Below are 20,536 nucleotides of genomic sequence, written 5' to 3'. Positions count from 1 at the left end.
TCGTATGGCAACAACTCTGTTTTAGCAGAATATAACCATTTAGTTGTTGAAAGTCGATGTGATCTATTCCCGGGATCCCAAAACAAATTATTATTGTTCTTCACCTACATGCTCTGGTTGAAGGATATTAATTCCTTCAAGAATGATACCTATCAATTTGTGCTTTATATTTTCTCTTTCATGGAATGTGGACCTGTAATATGCTGTAAGCTTTAAACCATCACAGTCGGAGTCCAACTTCAATTTAAGATCAATACCTTCTGTTATATTTGTTCTTTCAACAATTTTATCGATACGATCGCTGAGGTCTCCGGGTATCTCCTTGATATAATAGTCGAAGAATGATTCGAAAAGTCCGGTTCCATAGTTTTTAATTGGTTTTTCCAGGAAGACCTTGTTTGGTATCTTATAGAATTCTTTATGTCTGGTAGGAGAAACTACAACATAAAAAAGTCCGATGTGTTTCACTAATCCCTCTTCCTCTCCTATGCATATGTAATCTCCTATTTTGAAAGGTTTTTTAGTGAGTAGTATGAACCAGATGAAATAGGAGAGAATGATCTCCCTGATCGCAAAAGCGAAACCTGTTGCAGCAAGACCTAAGAATATCACAATATTCTGTGTATCGATGCCAATCTGCCAGAACATCACTGCACTTGTGAAGGCATAGACAAATCCGATGTATATCTTACTTAAGAGGATCTTTTCTTCTTTCTTGCTCACACTTTCAAACATCTTTAGAATTATATTCACTGTAAATTTGAGGAATATTGTGGCAAACGTGTAGGTAATAATGATTGTATAGACCAGTTTTAGGAAATTAATAATTATTACCGGGATAATTATCCAGCTTTGATGATCAACAAAAAGTATTGCAGATATCGGTAGTATGAAGAACAAGAAGATGATTATTATGTGGTTTAACGACTGATTAATAATCTTGATTTTGAAATGCTTTTTCTTAAAATTTCTGTTACTTTCTTTTTTTTCTGGCATTTTATTTTGTTCCATAGCCTTTACCTTTTTTTGAGAAACTCATTTTTAATAAAAGTCATTAAGGCAGTTATTTGTTTTCTTTTTAAAAAAATTTCAACATATGCGTTTTGTCGAATAACTAACTTTGTATGGCCTTAAGAGTAGCACCTTTGTCAACTAATATTCATACTCAACAAAACATTCTCTAACATGATATAGCAGACGATGATCATTGCTACAGGTTCCGAAAAATTATGTTTATTTTCTTCAAAGGCTTGATTATCAATTTTATGAGTTGCATTTTTACTAGCTTTTTATGAAAATGGACTAACAGGTATCTGCAAAATTTGAAATAATAATACTTTTATAGTTATAAGTGGCAGAGGTATTAATGACTAATATCTTTAAAAGATCGTCTAAAGCAGGTCTCCCACCTGGTTCTCTTATCCATGTAGGTGAGGTGAGGGAAGGGAGGGTCAGATTTACTATTTTTGATTACGATAAAAGCCACTTTTCGGAAAAAGAAGTGGAAAACGTAGAGGAATGTTTTCGTTATACTGATAACAAAACGGTTACATGGATCAATATAGATGGCATACACCAAGTTGATGTCATAGAGAAGATCGGACTCAATTTTGGTTTAACTTCCCTTGTGCTGGAAGATATACTTAACACGAATCAGCGTCCAAAATTAGAGGATTTTGAAAATTACATATACGTTGTAATGAAAATGATTTCATTTGATGAAAAGGTAAATGAATTAACAACAGAGCAGGTTAGTTTTATTTTAGCACCAAATTTGGTCATATCATTCCAGGAGAGAATCGGCGATACCTTTGATCCGGTCAGGGGGAGGTTGAGGGCACCAAAGGGTCGTATCAGGAAGATGGATGCGGACTATCTTGCTTACGCATTAATAGATTCCATTGTCGATAATTACTTTATTATACTCGAAAAGATCGGGGAAAAGATCGATTTTATAGAAGAAGAGCTGGTAACCGATCCAACTCCAGATACTTTGACGACGATCCATGAACTGAAAAGAGAAATGATATCCCTTAAAAGATCGATCTGGCCACTGAGGGAGATCCTTAATAGTCTGAGAATGATGGAATCGTCACTTATAATGGATTCCACTCACGTATATCTCAAAGATGTGCATGACCACATAATTCAGATAATCGATACAATAGAGACGTATAAAGAGATGCTTTCCGGAATGCTGGACATATACCTCTCAAGTTTGAGCAATAAAATGAATGAGGTAATGAAAGTTCTTACATTGGTTGCCACGATATTCATACCCCTAACATTTATAGCTGGGGTATATGGAATGAATTTTCAGCATATGCCCGAACTGGGCTGGAAATGGAGTTATCCAGTGGTGTGGCTCATCATGATCTCGGTGGGAATGTCGATGGTCCTTTATTTTAAAAAGATGAAATGGATCTAAAATAGGACATATCCTACAATAAATGGTCTTGGTATGTTGTGTATGGCACCTTTTGTGGACAAAGATCAGTTCATATCTTATTTCCAATACCCTTCTACATAGGATTCAGTCTGCTGGATGATTCATCTATATTTATTAATTGGAGATATTTCGGCTCTGTAGAAATCCTATCAAAATCCACATATATAGATTGTAATTGAGATTATAACTCAACATCGTGCAGCATATTCAATAATATATTTATATTGGATTATTGTCCAAATATTGAAGACTTCGACAGAGACGAATTTTCATTATTGTCCATTTTTACGATTTCTTCTTTAAATATTAATATAGTTCAAACTTTTGAAAATATATGTATTATTTGATATAGCAATACGCATATAATAAGGATGAACTTTTAATATTTTCACTTATATATCGATAAGGCACCTACATAAAAACAGTAGCATTATGCAAAAATATGACATCTCCCATGCCACTAAAGATACAAATTCATATTCATGAGGTCGATAAACAATGCCAGGCGGAAAAACACATGATACGATAAACATTGCAGTGCTAATAATTATATTGGCAGGTATTTTCTATCTTATAATGGGAAATTTAAGTGAGATGGCTGCCAGATATCTGGATATTTACACGATATCAGTCCTTTCGCTATCATATATATTCGCAACATTCTTCCTTAGTCCAGACCTCGATATAGAAAGCAAACCCTACAAGAGATGGAAAATGTTCAGGATACTCTGGTGGCCTTATAAGGTCATATTCAAACACAGGGGTCTCTCCCACAATCCTATCATAGGTCCCCTATCCATTGTGATCAACCTTGCATTGATAGTCGCCTTATTGCTGCTATTTATGGGGGTTGAGTTACACCAGGGGCACTCAAGATATATTATAGCAGCTACGACCGGGATGATCCTGTCAATGGAGATCCACATAATATCGGATTTCTTGATCTCAAAAATGAAAAATTTGTTTTGAGAATTCAGCTATTCCGATTTTGAATTTAACAAATAGGCGGCTACTCTTACAAATGTTATATTTTTGGGTGTTACATTCCCCTCTATAGTGCAGGGCGAATCTCTGTCTAAATTAGAAAATTCGAATCAGTGTGGCCTATAGCTAATTATCATTCGCCCCATTTCAATTCATTTTCCTGATCGTTCTACTAAATGATATGCTTTTGATGTCGTTTAAAGTGTTTTATTGTTCTTTCTCATGAATATAAAAGCCATACCAACTTCTAATAAAGAATAAGTTCTGATCTTTAAGCCATGTTATCAAGGAAAGGATTTTAACCTAGGAATGTTCAAGTCATTGAGAGGTTTAATACAGGTGAAAAATGAAAAACTGTTCCCATCAAAAAAAGTGGATCATGAAATGGGTGTATGTCCTTATAATAATGGGAAAAGGAATATACTGATCCTCAGTCTAATTGCTCTATTCATAGTTACATGGACGATTCTACTTTTTTACCATCCTCCGGGAGAACTGGTTGAAAGACTGGGTGTACGTAATGTCTACCTTTTGGTCTTTATGTTAGCGATTATAGGTGGGATCTCTGCATTTACTTCTACCACATTCTATACTGCTCTGATCGTAATATCCCTGGGGGGTGTAAGTCCGATAGGAATTGCTTTATTCGCAAGTTTGGGTCTTACTTTTGGAGATTTGGTCTTTTACTATTTGGGTATGAAAAGTAAGCAGTGTATTAAGGGAAGATATGCGAATAGTGTTTTTCGCCTGACAAAATGGATGGAACAGATAGATGACAGATTAACTATGGTGCTGATATTTTTTTACTCATTGACCCCTCTTCCTAGTGATATTATTGCAATAGCACTTGCAATAGTAGGTTTTCCATTCAGAAAGATGATCATTCCATTATTTGTGGGCAATTTTACCCTTATCCTTATTCTAGTGGAGATCTCTAAATTAGGATATCGTTTGATCTGAAGTGTTGAAAGGACTTGTAAAGATCACTCTGATTGGAGATATGTATCTTTTATCCCACTGATATGCAACTCTTTCTATTTCATAAAGCGAACTTTCACATCATGGCATATGCTGGTGTCCAGAGAGACTACCAAAGTGTTGCAGATGCACTGATACGAGAGAAGTTCGGAGACAAGGCTGATACTGCTCAGGTCAAATTCGTTCTTGAGACTGGTGATGTTAAGGAACTATTGAAGATTGCTCAGGCCAAATTGACTGATGCAAAGAGATTGCAGGTAGCAAGACTGATGTTCAATCTGCAGCAGAACAGGCTGGCTTTGGATCACTTGAACTGGAGAATTTCGATACTGCAACTGCACCTGCGAATGTGGGAAGCATTGTCAGTTCAGGAAAGGAAGATCTCAAACCATCTGATGAAGATGGTGATAAGTTGGCTAATGATTTACTGAAGGCTTATGTGGATGCTCAAGCGGCTGTCGGGGATATCCTCGGGGAGTAAAAATGCCGGATGTCGATGAATACAAATTAGAATCCTTTGATTATGAGTATGGATATGCTTGACTGGATAACGCTTTAGTTTAAAAAGGAATGTGATGAACATATGCAATTATGCATAGAGTGCAGCAAGTAATCCAGTCGTATGAGGAGTTTTTGCTCTCATTACAAAATTTAAAACTTAACGATTTTGTTTGTCCCCGTTCAGGTTAGGATAAGTTTTGTCATAAAAATCAGGATATAAAGCTTGTTTGGCAATGTTTGGGAAATCACGGGGATAGATCTCGTTTAATTCTTTGAGTCCAAGAGGTGCTGGGATATTATTGGCTTTTAAATCTCTTACTTTTTCATTATATTCAAGACATCGAATCTTCAAATTAATCAATTGCAAATCTTGTTTAAGAATTTGATTAATCATTAACTCAAAACGTTGCCTTTTTCCTGAACTTCTGATAATCGCAAATCGTTAAATCCTTTATATAATAAAATAAAACCAATAAAAATGAAAACAACTATGAAAATAAATAAGAATAATACCATTGTTGAACTCGGAATTGTCAGTAAGAAAGCAAACAACAATGCACCAGTTATGCAAAGAACAAGCCCCATTGACATTAAAAAACGAGTTGTGCTTTGATAATCTATTTTAGAATTCATACTCTATTATAGTCACTTATTTCTTTTTAAATTGCTTCAATGGAAATATGCCGTATTGTTCGAAGAATTGTCAGGAAGATCATCGGAATACATTGGAATAAATTGTTTACAGGCCGTTTTGTAGTCCGGTGGTCAAATTTTCAATATCATTCTCTATAATATTTTCCAGATTTTGGGATACATCAAGTAGTTCACATACTGTAATCATATTTTTTTTAGCAATGTTATCAAGCAATTCACTGAAAAATTTATATGAGTTTTTGTTAGAAAGGTATACTTTTCTTTTTATATCATCGACTTCTCTATTGCGGTTGACAACGGTTATTTGTATGATTTTTGCTTCTTCTTGGTCAGTAGAACTCATATTTTTCTAACCAGCCACTATATGTTCAATATAATTTACAGATGTGCCATTGGTTTGAAATCCTGTTTCATTGTCACCGAGTGGAAAAAAAGCGAGCTCCTTATATATTTCCTTCATCGGTATGTAAAAATCATCCAATTGTTTTTGGACAATGGATACCTTTCTCGTTTGTTGACTGTCTTTTAGAATCTCTGCTGTGATAATGACATATACTAAGGTGATTATTACTAATGCGCTGTCTAAAACCGTGCTAATGAAGTTATGGATCAGAGTCAACATTTCATCTTCTAATGGGATTATTTTACTCATTGCTCCGATTGTAATCAATGCATCTATTGCAATTATTGAAAGTATACAACAGCCAAAAAAGATGGCCCATTTAATTTCACTTTTCATCTATTCACCACTTTATATTTTTTTTAATATGATTAATTATATTTCAACTTTCCTTTTTCGAGGAACAGAAGAAAAAGGCCCGTCTCATGTGGGATGAAGATCAAGAGAAGTGGGCATTCCGCAAATGATCCAATGATATTTTAAAAGTCCGAATTCAGAGGTTTTGTTGGTATTATAAAGGTAAACGTACTTCCTTTTCCAACTTCACTTTCGACCCAAATCTCTCCACCATGCATTTCAACAAATTTCTTCACAAGTGCAAGGCCAAGACCGGTGCCTCCATATTTTCTGGCATTTGAAGAATCTAACTGAAAAAAAGGGTTGAACAGTTTATCCTGATCCTCTGGTGAAACACCGATGCCACTGTCCTTTACAGAAATATGCACAAGGTCATCTGATATTTTTCCTCCTATTGTCACTGATCCTCCTTGATCCGTGAACTTAATGGCATTATGCACAAGGTTGTAAAGAATTTGCTTGAATTTGATCATGTCTGTTTTAATGGTAGGCATTCCAATGTCGATATTGCATGTCAAGTCAATATCCTTCTCTGATGCAATAAGTATCATCAATGATTCCACTTCATCAATAGCATCGGACACAATGAATTCATTAATATGAAGTTCCATCGTTCCGGTTTCGATGTTTGAGATGGATAAGATGTCGTTGATGATATCCAAAAGATGCTTTCCATTTCTAAGAACATTAGATGTATATTTCTTCTGATACTCATTCAAAGGACCGTGACTTTCATTGTACAGTACGTCCGAGAAACCAATGATCGAATTAAGAGGCGTACGTAGTTCATGGCTCATGTTTGCAAGGAATTCACTTTTGGCACGATTGGCAGACTCGGCTTCTATTTTGGCTTCCAGTATTGCTTCCTCTGCCTTCTTGCGTTCGGTGATGTCACGGGCAATGCTTAGGATTGCTGTCTTTCCACCATATTGAATAATTTGAGAACGCATCTGACCATAAGCAGTGGAATCATCCTTGAGAATAGAAGCTGACTCGAAACTGGTGTATCCTTTCTTGTATAATTCTTTCACTTGTTTTTTGTAATCAATTTCAGGAAAGCCCATGTCCTTATATGCCATTTGCAGCATTTCATCCCGACTGTAACCCGTTTGTTTACATGCCATAGCATTTACATCAATGAAACGACCATGAAGATCTATCAGATATATCCCATCATTAGCCTTGTCAAATATGGTTCTGAATTTTTCCTCAGATTCTTGCAGAGAATGTTTAAAATCCCTGTAGCTGCCGATTTCTTGATCCGTTTCATTGTAGCTACGGAGGCCATATATCGCAAGACCGGACATCAAAAATAAAAATCCAAAAATGGGTGCATGTACCACTTCATGTGCTTGAAACCATTCACAAAACATCTGGATTCCGCCAGATATTATCGCTAATATTGTCACGATAACGGTTGCAACTACGATTACAACTACTTCAAAAAATGCGCGGTTTGTTTTAAACTTATTAATCTTCCAAGATTTCTTCATATGCTTATACCCACTGAAAATATGAGGTTGGCCCTTACTAGTTTTGTTATTTTGTACTCCCAAAAACCAAATTCAGTAGTTCTCTAATTTTGGCATAATTCACGAAATCAATACCATTCGGCACATTTATATACCTTTAAAATGCCCATTCCATGTTATCACGACTAGAATTAACACCTGCTCACTGTATCAAAACGGTTCTACCACCACTTCTGGACAACATTCCCATTTCAATAAATGGATCACTTACTCCTAAAGACCTCTTCACTAATATTCTCGGAATGTCCACCGCTAAACTTTCAATTCATTCGATTGGTAAACAATATCATAAGACTCCATGTGAAACATCAATGAGATATCATTTGCATAAGATTGATTTCGATCAGCTCATTGAAAACAATGCAAAGATTCTCTTGCAATCATCCCACGAAACCCTTGATTCAAATAAAAAGTATGATCTTGCCATTGATTATACAAATGATCCATACTATGGAGAAGTGGATGCTATCAATAAGAACTATGTGATTCGAGGACAAGCTAAGAAATCAACAAACTCATTCTACTCTTACATTTCTCTTTGCATCATAAACAAATACACCAGATTTACAATTTCCATGTTGCCTGTAGAAAAAGGCAGAACGAAGACAGATTATCTTAAATATTTCATAGATCTAGTTGATAAAATCAATCTTAAGACCAATGTTCTTTGTTTGGACCGAGAATTTTACTCCAGAGATGTTTTTGCATTTTTACAGGAGAATGAGATTCCACATATTACTCCTGTTGTAAGGATGGGAAAAAGAATAAAGGATCTTCTTGATGGAAATAAAAAACGTTATGAAAAGTACGTCATGAAGAATAAGAAAGGAGATGTAGAACTTGATATTGCTATTGATGTTAAGTATCTGAAAGGAAAGAGGGGGAAGAATGGTTGTGAGAATTTAGGGTTTGTTGTTTATGGAATTGATTGGGAACCAGGAAAGATTAGCACGATCTACAGGAAACGATTTACTATTGAATCATCATATCGAATGCGGAATGTGGTGAAACCGAAAACATCTTCAAGAAATCCAATGCTACGATATTTCTATGCGTTGATATCATTTATGCTGAAAAATGCATGGTTATCGATTCAGAGAATGCATTTTATGAAGGTGAAAAGGGGACCGAAAACGATAGAAGAAGATGTTTTCAGATTTGATTTATTTGTTCACTTTATTGAGGAATGGGTGAGAAAAAAGTTGAAAGTAAAGTTAGTAGTGAAATGTTATAGGTAACCTTGCATGATTTATTTAGTGGAGGGAATATTAGTGAAGTACTGAAATTGCAAAATGACCCCTAATTCAAATTTTGAAATATCCTTACCTTCAATGTGCATTTCATAGTATATATATTTATATAACCATGTCTAAAAATGTTAAATGTTGAGACTTTTGAGTAGAGCTTTTGGCGAAAATTTCTCCAAATAATACAGATTTAAAATTTCGAGGAGTTCACTTTTCAAGATACGTTTATATCCAACAACACTTGACATTAAAATTCAGAGTTCGGGTTTTCGTCTTAACGACATACCGAAATATTACGCGAGAGGTAAGATTCAAACCTTTAAATAATTCAAGCTTTCACAAAATACAAATGTTGCCTGTCAGGACATACTTGTCTAATAGAATTTCTGCTATTTGTACAAATGAAAAAAATTCAATACAGATAAGTACCATTAAAACTTCCACTTGTTAAAAGTAATTATCTCAGCGGTGGTAGTTATCGGTAAACAATGGAATTTAATTAAAGCTTATTTTTTGAATTTATTATATTTATTTAAATCCTTCTTTGTTGACTTTACTAGCCTTACAAGAGAGTTCCTTTTAAATTTAAGAGTATAAATATGTCAAATTCAAAAAATAAAATTGATCATAAAATATTCGAAAAGTATCCAATAAAATATGAAAATAAAACATTAGGTTTTACTTTGAGTTTGCTTGGTTTTTGTATTATTTTAAATTTCGGCGATAGCGTCACTAAATTGCTGTAAATTATAATTAGTCCTGTACCTTTGTTAGGTTTACAACAACAAAAAGGAACAGGACAATGGAATTATACGATTTAATATCAGATTATCTTAACGACAGCAACGTTTCCTTGAAACCCCTCATAACATACTTCTTAAACGAAGTTATGGAACAGGAAGCAATAGAACAATCTGGTGCAGGAAAGCACGAACGAAGCATAACAAGAACAGCTCATAGGAATGGGTATCGTGATAGGTCACTGACAACAAGACATGGAGAACTTACACTCAAAAAACCACAACTAAGAGACTTTCCGTTCACGACCCAAGTATTTGAAAGATACTCTCGAACTGAAAAAGCAATCGAAAATGCCATTGTTGAATCATATGTTCAAGGTGTTTCAACAAGAAAAGTTGAAAAAATAATTTCACAATTAGGAGTGGAAAGTATCTCAAGATCACGTGTTTCAAGGATTGCTCAAGATCTTGACAAAACTGTTCATGGATTTATGAACAAGCCTATTGAGCATGAAATTAAGTATCTTTATGTTGATGCTACTTATCTAAAAGTTAGAGATCGAGTACGATATGTAAACAAAGCAGTGTTTATTGTTGCAGGTGTAAAGAATGATGGATATCGTGAGATATTAGGTGTTAAGATTGCTGACAGTGAAGAGGCTATGTTTTGGGAGGAAATGTTTACCGATCTGAAAAAAAGAGGATTAAGAGGGGTAGAACTAGTCATTTCAGATGGGCATAAGGGTATCCAAAGAGCTGTTGAAAGGCAATTCTTAGGAGCAAGTTGGCAAATGTGTATGGTACATTTGGAAAGACTCATTTTAAAGAAATTACCAAGAAAACATCACAAGGAAGCGATGGAATCATTTAAAGAAGTACAGGATGATCAAACAAAACTCTTGGGATTGATGGTTGAATGGGATAGACCTGGATTTGAGAAAGCAGCAGAAACAATTGAGAGATTTCAGCATGGATTGACCAATTATCAAGCATTTCCAAAGGAACATTGGAAACGGATAAAGACAACAAATATGGTTGAAATATTGAATAAAGAGGTCAAAAGAAGATCGAAAGTTGTTGGAGCGTTTCCAAATGATGAATCATTGATGAGATTAGTGGTTGCAGTATTGATCGATCAAAATGAAAATTGGATTACGGGAAATAGATATTTAACGATGGAAGACTAAGCATAGAGGGGTACAGGATAAAGTTACAGCAATTAAGGGACACTACCGATTTTAGTCACAGATTGGGCAAACATTGATGGAAAATAAGCAAAATACCACCTAAATTAACATTAATTTTTATAAACTGTCAAATTCGGGATACTTAACGGAAAATTCAACCTTGCACTTAATCCTCATGGTGATTTTCTAATGTTCGGTTCGGTCTTTTCATGGGTCTTCTACACTACCATTATAGATAAATTCAGGTCGAAGGATATGGTCATCCTTTCCCGTGACATCACTATGTTCGGTACGATATTCCTGTTCCCATTTGCACTTTTAGAGGCAAGGGACATGAGGGTCGACATTGTTTCCCAGTCTGATCTTGTAGTAGCGATTGTTATCCTCATGTATTTGGCTATTCTCGGCTCTGCTCTTGGATTCCTCTTATGGAACAAAGCAATAGACCTCGCAGGCTCAAGCACAACTACCAATGGTCTTTACTTTGTTCCTCCAATCGCGATTTTTGGTGACAGCATAATTCTTGGAAACCTTCCTAATCTATACGTTCTTGTAAGTGCGGTATTGGTTTTTGTGGGTGTTTATCTTTCCGAAAAGGCATAAATGTATTATATTCACTTTGAATATATGGGTACATTTATATAATATAAAAACTAATTACAAAGTCCTCATAGGGATGAGTGTTTTGACTATGGTTACTTTCAGCTACAATGGAGGTAATACCATGGAATCAGTAACAAAACAAACATTTAATGGACCATTTGTTTTATTCGTATCAATACTTTTGGCAGCTTTTGCAGGATTTGCAATACAGATGTATTGATCATCTTTTTTTTTAACGGTGGGGCTGTTTTTTGTTTGGAATAAAGTTATGTCTACATCAATTTACTGAATTAAATGTAACATTTTAAGATGTTAAGAATAAATTAAATTCTATACTTGAACTGGGATACAAAATAAAGGACTTGCCAAAAAAAGATATGAGAACTGAATAGCCTCGTTTTTCAGTTCTCATCATTAATTTATCGATCTCATTCATATCTTAAAGCATCTACCGGATTCAACTTCGCTGCACTTTTTGCAGGCATGAAACCTGCGATTAGACCAACTCCTATGGAAACCAGAGTAGCCACAACGGTAGCCTTTACGCTTAATGTGAATACGAACGGTATCTTCAATTGCATCGATATCAGGTATACTATCACTTGTACAAATGCAGTTCCAAATAGAATTCCTATTATACCGCCTACAAGTCCTATCAATGCTGCATTGCAGAGGAATATCAGAAGAACATCCTCATTTCTGGCACCGATGGCTTTCATAATGCCTATCTCTTTAGTTTTTTCAAGCACGGAAGTGAACATTGTATTGGCAATACCCACAGACCCTACTAACAATGAAATGCCTGCAATGAACGCAAGGAATGCGGTCAGGCCGGATATCAGTTTATTTGTGCTTTCCATCATTTCCTGCTGTGAATGTATGTAGAAATCTTTTGTGTCCTCATTAACACGTCTTGATAACTTGAGCTTTTTATCCATTTCATCAAGTGCAGGCTGTAGCTCCGCATTCTTGTAAAGTTTAACTTCTATGGAGTCATAGACGCCTTTTTGTAGAGTAGAATATTCATTATCCTGATCCATTACATACATGTCCTCAAATGGCATGAATACACTGCTGCCGAAAAGCCCTCCCATTCCACCAAGAAGACCATCGCCCTTTGCGAGAATACCAACTACGCGATAGGATTTTCCGTTCAACAGAATAAGCTGATTAAGTCTTATCTTCTTATCCTTGAATGCCTCGTTGGCAAGGTTGTCAGAGATAACGACCACATTTTTGTCACCTGCTTTAAGCAATCGTCCTTCACCTATGTCCTCGGTGGTCATTTTTGACCAGACCTTCGGGTCAACACCACTTACATGTACCGATGTTTCTTCATTGCCCATGCTCAACATGGGAAAAGATTCAACTTTTACATTGATGTGTTCGATAGCTGATATTCTTTCAAGGGTCTGCACATCTTTTTTTGTCAATTGTGCTTGAGATTCAGAACCGGGATCATCAATGAACTGGTTAGTTTCCTTATTCTCGGTCACAGGTTCGCCAACACTCTCCTCTTCGTTCATCATGAAAGGAACGGAAGCAACAATAGTGATACCGTCTCCTCCGAAATCTTCAAGCGTCTTCGTTACTTGATCCTGAAAATATTCACCGGTAGTTACAACTGTCATAACAGAGGCTATACCGATAACAACACCTATGATGGTCAGCCAACTGCGTAATTTGTTGGCTTTGACCATATTCAGTGATATTTTGAATATTTTTTTCGGTTTCATTTTATGCACCTCTTAAACCGGAGATCTCAGAGCTTTTTCTTTTTATAAAGGACAAAGCCTGCGCCAACAAGAAGTGCAAACGTCAGAAGAACTAAATTGTTGTTACTTCCTGATGAATTACTCTTTACAGCGCTTTGTGATGTATCAGTTCTCGATGCATAAACTGATAATTCTTTGTCCTGTATCTCTCTTTCACCGTCACTTGAAGTATAGGCTATCTGGAACTTCAAAGGCAAGGATTCTCCATAGCTGCCAGGGACCAGGCCAAAGTCTGCAAGGGTATAATCACTTTTCTGGAGGCTTCCCAGAACTACAGAATTGGAACCGTCACTTAAGCTCCATCTTTCTTGTTCAGGAATGGATACAGTAACTGAGCTTGCCTGATTATTACCTATATTTGATATTGAGAAGGAATAGTCTCCATTCATGGTCCTTTCAACGAATACTATATCGAAATCCGTTCCACCGCCAATGTAGATACCTGCTTTACTTTCAATGGTCTTGCGCTTCTGGTTCTCAAGTGTTCCAGCCTGGGTTATTGTCTTCAGTTCTTCGACATCATCATAAGTAAGTGTCATATCGAGCTTGTACAATCCGGGTTTAGTGTTCACATTGGTTAACACCTGAAAATCAACTGTTGCGTTCCCATCGATATCAATAAAATTGATATATTTTACATTACTTGAACCAACAGGCAAAACAAGGTCGCTTGTGCTTTCCCAGGAGAACATTGCGTTCTTTAATGGAGAATTACCAACATTCTTTATTACAAATGACAGATTCGTTTTCTTGCCCGGGACAAGTTTTTCAAGACTGATGGATTCGATCTCAGCATTTGATTCACTATCAACATCGATATAGAACTCTCGGGTAATGCAGACATTATCTTTGTTGCCTTGTTCATAGACCAGAACTTCCAGTGGATACTGACCTGCATTGACATTGTTATCAACAAGCAGCTCAATTTTAACTACCTTGCTTCTATCATCTTCATAACGCCTTCCCAATTTTCCGATATTTTCAATAAGGTTTGAGCCTGATACTTTCCTGAATGGATATTTTGGAACCACTTCAACAACAAGGTTTCCTGTTTCACTTGAACCTGTGTTCTGGATGGAATACCTTACTTCAAGTATATCGCCAGGTTTTACCGGATCTGGTTTCTGGTTGAGCATATCGACCATTATTCCTTTATCAAGAGTATTTATTGCCATGGCATTTTGCCCGAAGGGAACTGTAATGACCATGCATAATATCATTATTTTAAAGATATATTTTAATTTCATACCAAAGACTCCTTTTTTGGAATATTATTATTTTGATCTTCGTTTTTCGAAGAATTATCATTTATTTCATCGCGGACTACCATCCCGTCCTTTAGAACGATATGTCTTGCAGCGTATTGTGCAAGATCCATGTCGTGAGTTACCATCACTATGGTCTTTCCTTTCTCTTTCCATAAACGATAGAGTATTCCCATGACATCACGCCCGGTCTTACTATCCAGAGCGCCAGTGGGTTCATCCGCAAGAATAAGTTCGGGATCACAGGCCAATGAACGTGCAATTGAAACACGTTGTTGCTGACCGCCCGAAAGCTGGCTTGGCCTGTTGCTCAGTTTATCAGACAAACCTACAAGTTCAAGGGCTTCTGTTGCTTTTTCCAGAGCAATGTCATCTTCAACTTCCTGTATCTCTAATGGCAGGAGGACATTCTCAAGAGCTGTCATTCCGGGAATAAGGTTGTACTGCTGGAAAACAAAACCGATGGTTTTGCCCCTGAGAGTAGAAAGATCAGACTCGGTCATGTCTGCTATATTTCTGGACTTTAAGAAAATATCACCTTTTGAAGGAACATCAAGGCATCCTACAAGGTTCATCATTGTGGATTTACCGCTGCCGGAAGGTCCGATAATGGCAGTGAACTCACCGTGTTCTATCTCGATACAAACGTTTTTCAGGGCATCTACCTGTACTTCACCCATTTGGTATATCTTCCAGACATCACGAAATTCGATCAGCGTTTCTGTCATATCTTGCATAATAATGTTGCGTGTATAAAAGCAATGGGTAGTTGAAAAATATAGTTCAACTACATTTTCTTTATATATTACTCAGAATATAGTGACACTCATGGATCTAAGTGTTCTTAATTCAACAATACCACAAGAGCTATTGGATCTATCTACTGAGATAAATTCAAGCTATACTGCAACAGATATTGTACTTGATCTTATCTCCTATCCATTGATGGCTATTCTTGCACTGATGATATATTTGGAGATCTCGAAGATTTATTCTATCAGTCAGTATCAGGGACTTAAACATTTCAAGAACGCTTTTTTATTCTTTGGAATCGGGAACCTTTCATTCCTTACAGTTGTGATCTCATTTATAATGTTGAAATTTTCCATTTTAATAGGAACATATTTTTTTCTTATTGTGGGAGTACCTGCATTGGTCCTTGCTTTATTTGGATTCTGGATAGCCAGATCTGAATTACTTTACACAATTACATGGAGGCATCTTGATTCTGTCTCGACAAAGAGGACAATCAAAGTATTATTTTTCATAGGTCTGATGTTCTTTGTATTCATTGATCTGATAATCTATAGTTTATTGAGTGAAGCATATGGATTTGCAGTGGGAATGGTCTATAAAGGTTTAATTTTTGCTTTGATACTATTATTAATTAAGAGCAATCTTCGGTCTTCCGGAAGGTTGGGTTCAATAAAAGATCCATATTATCTAGGGCTGATCATGCTTTTTACATTGAATTTTTTGGGGATTTTTGCAGACCTCATAGCAGAGTCAAGCATTGCAACAATTTTTATAAATGGGCTCACAATTACTGCTTATATAATTATCCTTAAAGGTATTAGAAAATGGAGTCGCATTCTAACAATATGAAACCTTTCCAGAAAAGAAGCCGTCTGGAGATTATAAGGGATATTCTTAAAGTTATACGCGAATCTAATAATTCGATTAGTCCAACAAAACTTCAAAGGTTCTCTAATCTTTCTTTCCAGATGTTCGAAGAATATGTGAAAGATCTTGAAAAAAAGGGACTTATTGAAGCTAAGCCTTACAAGGAAAAAAGGAAGATATATTCACTTACAGACAAGGGGAGAACTTTTCTGGATAAATATCAGGATTTCGTAAATTTTCTCGCAGACTTTGGTCTCTGAATTGTAGTTTACCTTTTTTCTAAAATGGTTTTTATATCCTATGTTCATCCGCCTTCAAAAAACTAAAACATGGAAGTATATTAGTGTTAGGGGTAAAATATTCGTTCCAGTTTTTTTTAAACTCAGATGAGTGGAAAAGGCTATGTATAAGTTCTATGTAAAATCATACATTCACAGCGAAAAAGCAGACTTTAAATAATTATAATTGCCGAGGTACACATGACATTTTTAGATGATAAAATGCCCGAAGCTGCAAAAGCTTTTGGAGACTTGCGATCTGCTATATTCAGGGCAAATGCGCTTGATATAAAAACAAAAGAACTTATTGCGGTCGCATCGGCAGTACTTATGCGCTGCGAAAAATGTGTTAAGATACATTCTGAAAGGGCAAAACAGAACGGTGCAACTGAAGAAGAAATAGCTGAATCTATCGCCATTGCAACGTTCATAGCAGCAGGGTCACAATTGCACTGGACAAATGCATATGACGAAATACTTGATGGCACTGATGAGTGATTATTAAAAATAGATCGACCATACTTTTAATTGAATTGTTAAGTTTTAGTGGACATATCTGGTTGGGTTGAACAATTCGAATCTAAAGTCAACAATAAACATTACGAGTCTATTGCATTATATTTTAAAGTATGGGGAGATTTGATTGGGATTATATTTATATATAAAAATGTAATATAATATTATTATTTATTTTTAGCTTTGGGTAGGTACAATGAGTAAGTCGGCATTTAGTCTGCTTCTAATTTCTTTTATAATATTGGCATCGAGTTTTCCTGCTCAATGTATGGGATATGATGCCAGGTCCTTCAATGAAGAAGGAGTAGCTCTGATGCTGAATGGGACTTATGATAAGGCTATTGAGAAATACGATCTAGCACTTGTTTCTGACCCAAATTACCGAATTGCTCTTGAAAATAAGGCAGCAGCTCAATATCTTTATGGCGATTATGATGAGGCGATTGCCACTTACGATCATATTCTAAAGTTGCAACCCGGATCCCCGTTGATCTTTACTAAAAAGGGTATGGTATTGGCAAAAAAAGGTGATTATGAGAATGCTATCAAAACATATGATAAAGCCCTTATGTCCATTTCAAAATATATTTTAGGCAACACTCTGAATGATACAAGTGAATTGAATGGATCAACTTCTACAGCTTACATTATAGAAGAGCTTGGAGTTGACGAATCAATGATACTTTATCATAAAGCCAAGTCACTTGAAGGACTTGGAAGGAATGAGGAAGCAATTCAACTTTATGAAAAATTTCTTGAGATACAACTTGAGCATTCAATGACTCTTTATGAAAAAGGTCTTGATCATGCAAGGGACGGTAAGTCAGAAAGAGCCATTGAACTATATGATGAAGCACTACAGATAGACCCTGATAATAGAACTATTTGGTATTCAAAGGGGCAGGCATTTGATAGTCTTGGCCTCTACGAAGAAGCTATCGAGTCCTACAACAAAGCGATAGAGTTCGATTCCACTGATGTGAAAGTATGGTGGAACAAAGCACTTGACTATGACAAGCTCGATAAAAAGGAAGATGCGATCATCTCTTATAGGGAAGTACTTGTTCTTGATCTTTACAATGCAGAAGCATGGTTTAACCTCGGGGTTGCGCTTGAAGGTACTGGTAATTATTTCGAGGCAATAAACAGTTTTGAGCAGGTTCTATTGCTTGATCCCGATAATATTGATGCATGGCACAAAAAGGGACTTGTTCTCAATAAAATCGGGCGGTTCGATGAAGCACTGGTTAGTTATGATAGTGCACTGAAGATAAATCCGGATAACATTGCTAAAATATATACGTCCAATCCAGCAATAGCAAGTTTGAACACCAGTCAGTTTTCGGAGTGTTATGCGGCAATTCCTTCATTTAACAGTGATTCTGCAAAGATATGGTATGACAAAGGTACTCTGTATCTTGGATTAAGTGACTATGAAGAAGCGGTCCTTAGTTTTGAAAAGGTTCTTGAACTGGATTCAAAGCACGCTGTTGTATGGTATAAAAAAGCTCTTGCACTTGATAAATTAGGAAATTATAATGAAGCCATTATATGCTATACAGAAGCATTGAGGAGAGATCCATCTTGTCCAAATGTATGGTATCTGAAAGGTTATGACCTTGATACTACTGGAAGATATAAAGAAGCTGTTTCATGTTACAGGAAAACTGTAGAACTTGATCCTCAGTTCACTCTTGCATGGTATGCACTTGGTTTGGACCTTGCTCATATGGATGAGCACAGTGAAGCCATTGCTGCATATGATCAGGTCATTGAACAAAACTCTGATTTTTCAGATGCTTATTATAGAAAAGGAAGGACCCTTGATAAACTTGGTCTGTACCAAGATGCGATCGAAAGTTACAGAGTTGCTATATCATTGGATAGTTCCAACTCCGCTGCAAGTTTCCAGATGGAAGCAGATATCAGCAGAGTAGAACGATTAAATCATTCATCTGCCATCCCCTCACAGAACATAGGTCCGATTTTTGATATTTTCGAGATCATTAAAGGTATGACGGGTATTAGCGATTACAATGCAGCTATAATGGAACAGAATAATGTCGATCTTATCGGTGTTGTTCCAGATGGATATGATGCGTGGGTTGCAAAAGGTGGCTCATTGTTTGTAAAGGGGAGCTATGAGAATGCTCTGCTATCATATAATAAAGCTATAATGATCAAACCAAACTCCAGTGTTACCTGGTACATGAGAGGGCAAACATATGAAATGCTTGGGGATAGGTCTAGTGCAATAAACAACTATGAAAAGGCCGTTGATCTCGATAGCAGCTACAAGGATGCATGGTTCGCTCTTGCACAGAACGTCTACAAGTCAAGTAATTATTATTATGCGATCCAGGCGTATGATGGCCTTTTGAATCTCGATCCGGAAAACAAGACTGCATTGCTCCAGAAAGGTCAAGCTTATGATAAGATCGGTATTTATAGAAGCTCACTTGCTTCTTATAATAAACTTTTAAAGGTTGATACAGATAATACAGAAGCATGGTATCTTAGGGGTTTGGCTTCTTACAATCTCGGAAATTTAGAAGATGCCGTATATTCCTATGACAAGGTCCTTAGCTCAGATCCACAGAACATTGATGTTTTACTTGCGCAGTCTCTTGTACTTGAAGATCTTGGACTGTTTGAAGATTCGATCAACAACTACGATAAAGTATTGGAGATGAAAGTAGATGATCCATCGGTGCTTATGAAGAAAGGCAATGTTTACGAAAAGCTTGGGCTTTACAAGGATGCGAACGATTGTTACGATATTGTTCTGATAAATGAACCAGCGAACAGTCTTGCATTGAGCAGGAAAGGTTTCAATCTGTACATGCTGGGTGATTATATCGGTGCAATGGACCAATACGACTTGGTCATTGCCAAAAATCCATATGATGCTGCAGCATGGTATAATAAGGGAAATGTGGCATATCTGACAAGTAGCTATGCAGGTTCAACACAGTTCTACCTCAAAGCTGTTGAATTGCAACCAAAAAGTATTACTGCATGGTATAATCTCGGATATATTGCTAATATACGCGGAGATGTGGACACTGCGATCACATACTACGAAAAGGCTCTTGCGATCGATCCAAATGCAGCTTCTGCACTGTATAACAAAAGGTTTGCACACTATAGGGTAGGACAATCGGTTTCCGCAGAAACTGAACGTAAGAAACTAGATGTGATCGATCCTGAATTTATAGTAGCGCTTGATGACAGGGGAACAAAGTTCTTTACACCGGATGAATATGATCCAGCAATTGTTTATGAGCTACCAAGCAGATGGTATGATGGTGAAGACATGCCGGGAACAACTTCAGTAAAGGAATGACTCTTTGAGTTCGATCCTTTTTTTTATAACAAAAAGTACCCGCTTTGATGATTAAAATAAAAAGGATAAAAAAGAAAAGTCTATCCTGAAATTGAGTTTTC

Annotated in this window: 20 protein-coding genes; 12 read left to right on the top strand and 8 right to left on the bottom strand. The window is 36.3% G+C overall.

Features of this window, described 5'->3' with window-relative positions; translation table 11 throughout:
* Positions 1–90: 90 nt before the first annotated feature.
* Positions 91–723 carry a mechanosensitive ion channel family protein gene (locus MBUR_RS03285; RefSeq protein ID WP_198003788.1) on the bottom strand — a complete coding sequence of 211 codons (633 nt, stop codon included), beginning with the start codon at positions 721–723 and terminating at the stop codon, positions 91–93.
* Positions 724–1,366: 643 nt separating this feature from the next.
* On the opposite strand from MBUR_RS03285, the gene corA reads away from it, so the two are divergent.
* The 4 genes from corA to MBUR_RS03265 all read left to right on the top strand — a co-directional run bounded on the left by corA (position 1,367) and on the right by MBUR_RS03265 (position 4,842).
* Positions 1,367–2,428 (top strand): magnesium/cobalt transporter CorA, encoded by a 1,062-nt coding sequence (gene corA / locus MBUR_RS03280; protein WP_011498776.1) that lies wholly within the window; start codon positions 1,367–1,369, stop codon positions 2,426–2,428.
* Positions 2,429–2,947: 519 nt separating this feature from the next.
* Positions 2,948–3,418 carry a metal-binding protein gene (locus MBUR_RS03275; protein ID WP_011498775.1) on the top strand — a complete coding sequence of 157 codons (471 nt, stop codon included), beginning with the start codon at positions 2,948–2,950 and terminating at the stop codon, positions 3,416–3,418.
* A gap of 354 nt (positions 3,419–3,772) precedes the next feature.
* Positions 3,773–4,393: a VTT domain-containing protein gene (locus tag MBUR_RS03270; RefSeq protein WP_011498774.1), complete on the top strand. Its 621-nt coding sequence runs from the start codon at positions 3,773–3,775 to the stop codon at positions 4,391–4,393.
* A 101-nt stretch (positions 4,394–4,494) separates the two neighbouring features.
* On the top strand, positions 4,495–4,842 hold the full coding sequence (locus tag MBUR_RS03265) for a hypothetical protein (protein WP_157196637.1): 348 nt from the start codon (positions 4,495–4,497) through the stop codon (positions 4,840–4,842).
* A gap of 227 nt (positions 4,843–5,069) precedes the next feature.
* Here MBUR_RS03265 and MBUR_RS03260 read toward each other — a convergent pair whose 3' ends face one another.
* The gene (locus MBUR_RS03260; protein WP_048063197.1) at positions 5,070–5,306 is read right to left on the bottom strand and encodes a hypothetical protein; all 237 of its coding nucleotides are present in this window, start codon (positions 5,304–5,306) and stop codon (positions 5,070–5,072) included.
* 84 nt (positions 5,307–5,390) lie between these two features.
* Between MBUR_RS03260 and MBUR_RS14540 the strand changes: the two genes are divergently transcribed.
* Complete coding sequence (locus MBUR_RS14540; protein WP_269479033.1) at positions 5,391–5,525, top strand: hypothetical protein; 135 nt, start codon at positions 5,391–5,393, stop codon at positions 5,523–5,525.
* A gap of 126 nt (positions 5,526–5,651) precedes the next feature.
* On the opposite strand, the gene MBUR_RS03255 is transcribed toward MBUR_RS14540, so the two are convergent.
* The 3 genes from MBUR_RS03255 to MBUR_RS03245 form a co-directional block, all read right to left on the bottom strand.
* Positions 5,652–5,909: a hypothetical protein gene (locus MBUR_RS03255; protein ID WP_011498771.1), complete on the bottom strand. Its 258-nt coding sequence runs from the start codon at positions 5,907–5,909 to the stop codon at positions 5,652–5,654.
* 6 nt (positions 5,910–5,915) lie between these two features.
* On the bottom strand, positions 5,916–6,305 hold the full coding sequence (locus MBUR_RS03250; RefSeq protein WP_048063196.1) for a hypothetical protein: 390 nt from the start codon (positions 6,303–6,305) through the stop codon (positions 5,916–5,918).
* Positions 6,306–6,445: 140 nt separating this feature from the next.
* A complete protein-coding gene (locus MBUR_RS03245) occupies positions 6,446–7,816 on the bottom strand; it encodes a PAS domain-containing sensor histidine kinase (protein ID WP_011498769.1) in 1,371 nt (456 codons plus the stop codon).
* Between the two features lie 152 nt (positions 7,817–7,968).
* Between MBUR_RS03245 and MBUR_RS03240 the strand changes: the two genes are divergently transcribed.
* The 3 genes from MBUR_RS03240 to MBUR_RS03230 all read left to right on the top strand — a co-directional run bounded on the left by MBUR_RS03240 (position 7,969) and on the right by MBUR_RS03230 (position 11,632).
* On the top strand, positions 7,969–9,093 hold the full coding sequence (locus MBUR_RS03240; RefSeq protein ID WP_011498768.1) for an ISH3 family transposase: 1,125 nt from the start codon (positions 7,969–7,971) through the stop codon (positions 9,091–9,093).
* A gap of 811 nt (positions 9,094–9,904) precedes the next feature.
* Complete coding sequence (locus MBUR_RS03235; RefSeq protein ID WP_011498767.1) at positions 9,905–11,029, top strand: IS256-like element ISMbu6 family transposase; 1,125 nt, start codon at positions 9,905–9,907, stop codon at positions 11,027–11,029.
* A 189-nt stretch (positions 11,030–11,218) separates the two neighbouring features.
* Positions 11,219–11,632, top strand: a complete 414-nt coding sequence (locus MBUR_RS03230; protein WP_011498766.1) for a DMT family transporter — start codon at positions 11,219–11,221, stop codon at positions 11,630–11,632.
* A 428-nt stretch (positions 11,633–12,060) separates the two neighbouring features.
* Here MBUR_RS03230 and MBUR_RS03225 read toward each other — a convergent pair whose 3' ends face one another.
* The 3 genes from MBUR_RS03225 to MBUR_RS03215 are packed head-to-tail and all read right to left on the bottom strand — an operon-like array spanning position 12,061 to position 15,400.
* A complete protein-coding gene (locus tag MBUR_RS03225) occupies positions 12,061–13,368 on the bottom strand; it encodes an ABC transporter permease (RefSeq protein ID WP_011498765.1) in 1,308 nt (435 codons plus the stop codon).
* Between the two features lie 26 nt (positions 13,369–13,394).
* Complete coding sequence (locus MBUR_RS03220) at positions 13,395–14,654, bottom strand: COG1361 S-layer family protein (RefSeq protein WP_011498764.1); 1,260 nt, start codon at positions 14,652–14,654, stop codon at positions 13,395–13,397.
* On the bottom strand, positions 14,651–15,400 hold the full coding sequence (locus MBUR_RS03215; protein ID WP_048063490.1) for an ABC transporter ATP-binding protein: 750 nt from the start codon (positions 15,398–15,400) through the stop codon (positions 14,651–14,653). The genes MBUR_RS03220 and MBUR_RS03215 overlap by 4 nt, the downstream gene beginning before the upstream one ends.
* Before the next feature lie 100 nt (positions 15,401–15,500).
* Between MBUR_RS03215 and MBUR_RS03210 the strand changes: the two genes are divergently transcribed.
* The 4 genes from MBUR_RS03210 (at position 15,501) to MBUR_RS03195 (ending at position 20,435) form a co-directional block, all read left to right on the top strand.
* Positions 15,501–16,277: a hypothetical protein gene (locus tag MBUR_RS03210; protein WP_011498762.1), complete on the top strand. Its 777-nt coding sequence runs from the start codon at positions 15,501–15,503 to the stop codon at positions 16,275–16,277.
* On the top strand, positions 16,274–16,555 hold the full coding sequence (locus MBUR_RS03205; protein ID WP_011498761.1) for a winged helix-turn-helix domain-containing protein: 282 nt from the start codon (positions 16,274–16,276) through the stop codon (positions 16,553–16,555). The genes MBUR_RS03210 and MBUR_RS03205 overlap by 4 nt, the downstream gene beginning before the upstream one ends.
* Before the next feature lie 219 nt (positions 16,556–16,774).
* Positions 16,775–17,071 (top strand): carboxymuconolactone decarboxylase family protein, encoded by a 297-nt coding sequence (locus MBUR_RS03200; RefSeq protein ID WP_011498760.1) that lies wholly within the window; start codon positions 16,775–16,777, stop codon positions 17,069–17,071.
* Between the two features lie 286 nt (positions 17,072–17,357).
* Entirely contained in the window at positions 17,358–20,435 is a 3,078-nt protein-coding gene (locus MBUR_RS03195; protein WP_048063195.1) for a tetratricopeptide repeat protein, read from the top strand.
* Positions 20,436–20,536 lie beyond the last annotated feature (101 nt).

This window comes from Methanococcoides burtonii DSM 6242, from assembly GCF_000013725.1.
GTDB classification, from domain to species: domain Archaea; phylum Halobacteriota; class Methanosarcinia; order Methanosarcinales; family Methanosarcinaceae; genus Methanococcoides; species Methanococcoides burtonii.
The sequence above is the reverse complement of the archived record's forward strand: the minus strand, read 5'-3'. Positions and strand labels throughout refer to the sequence as shown.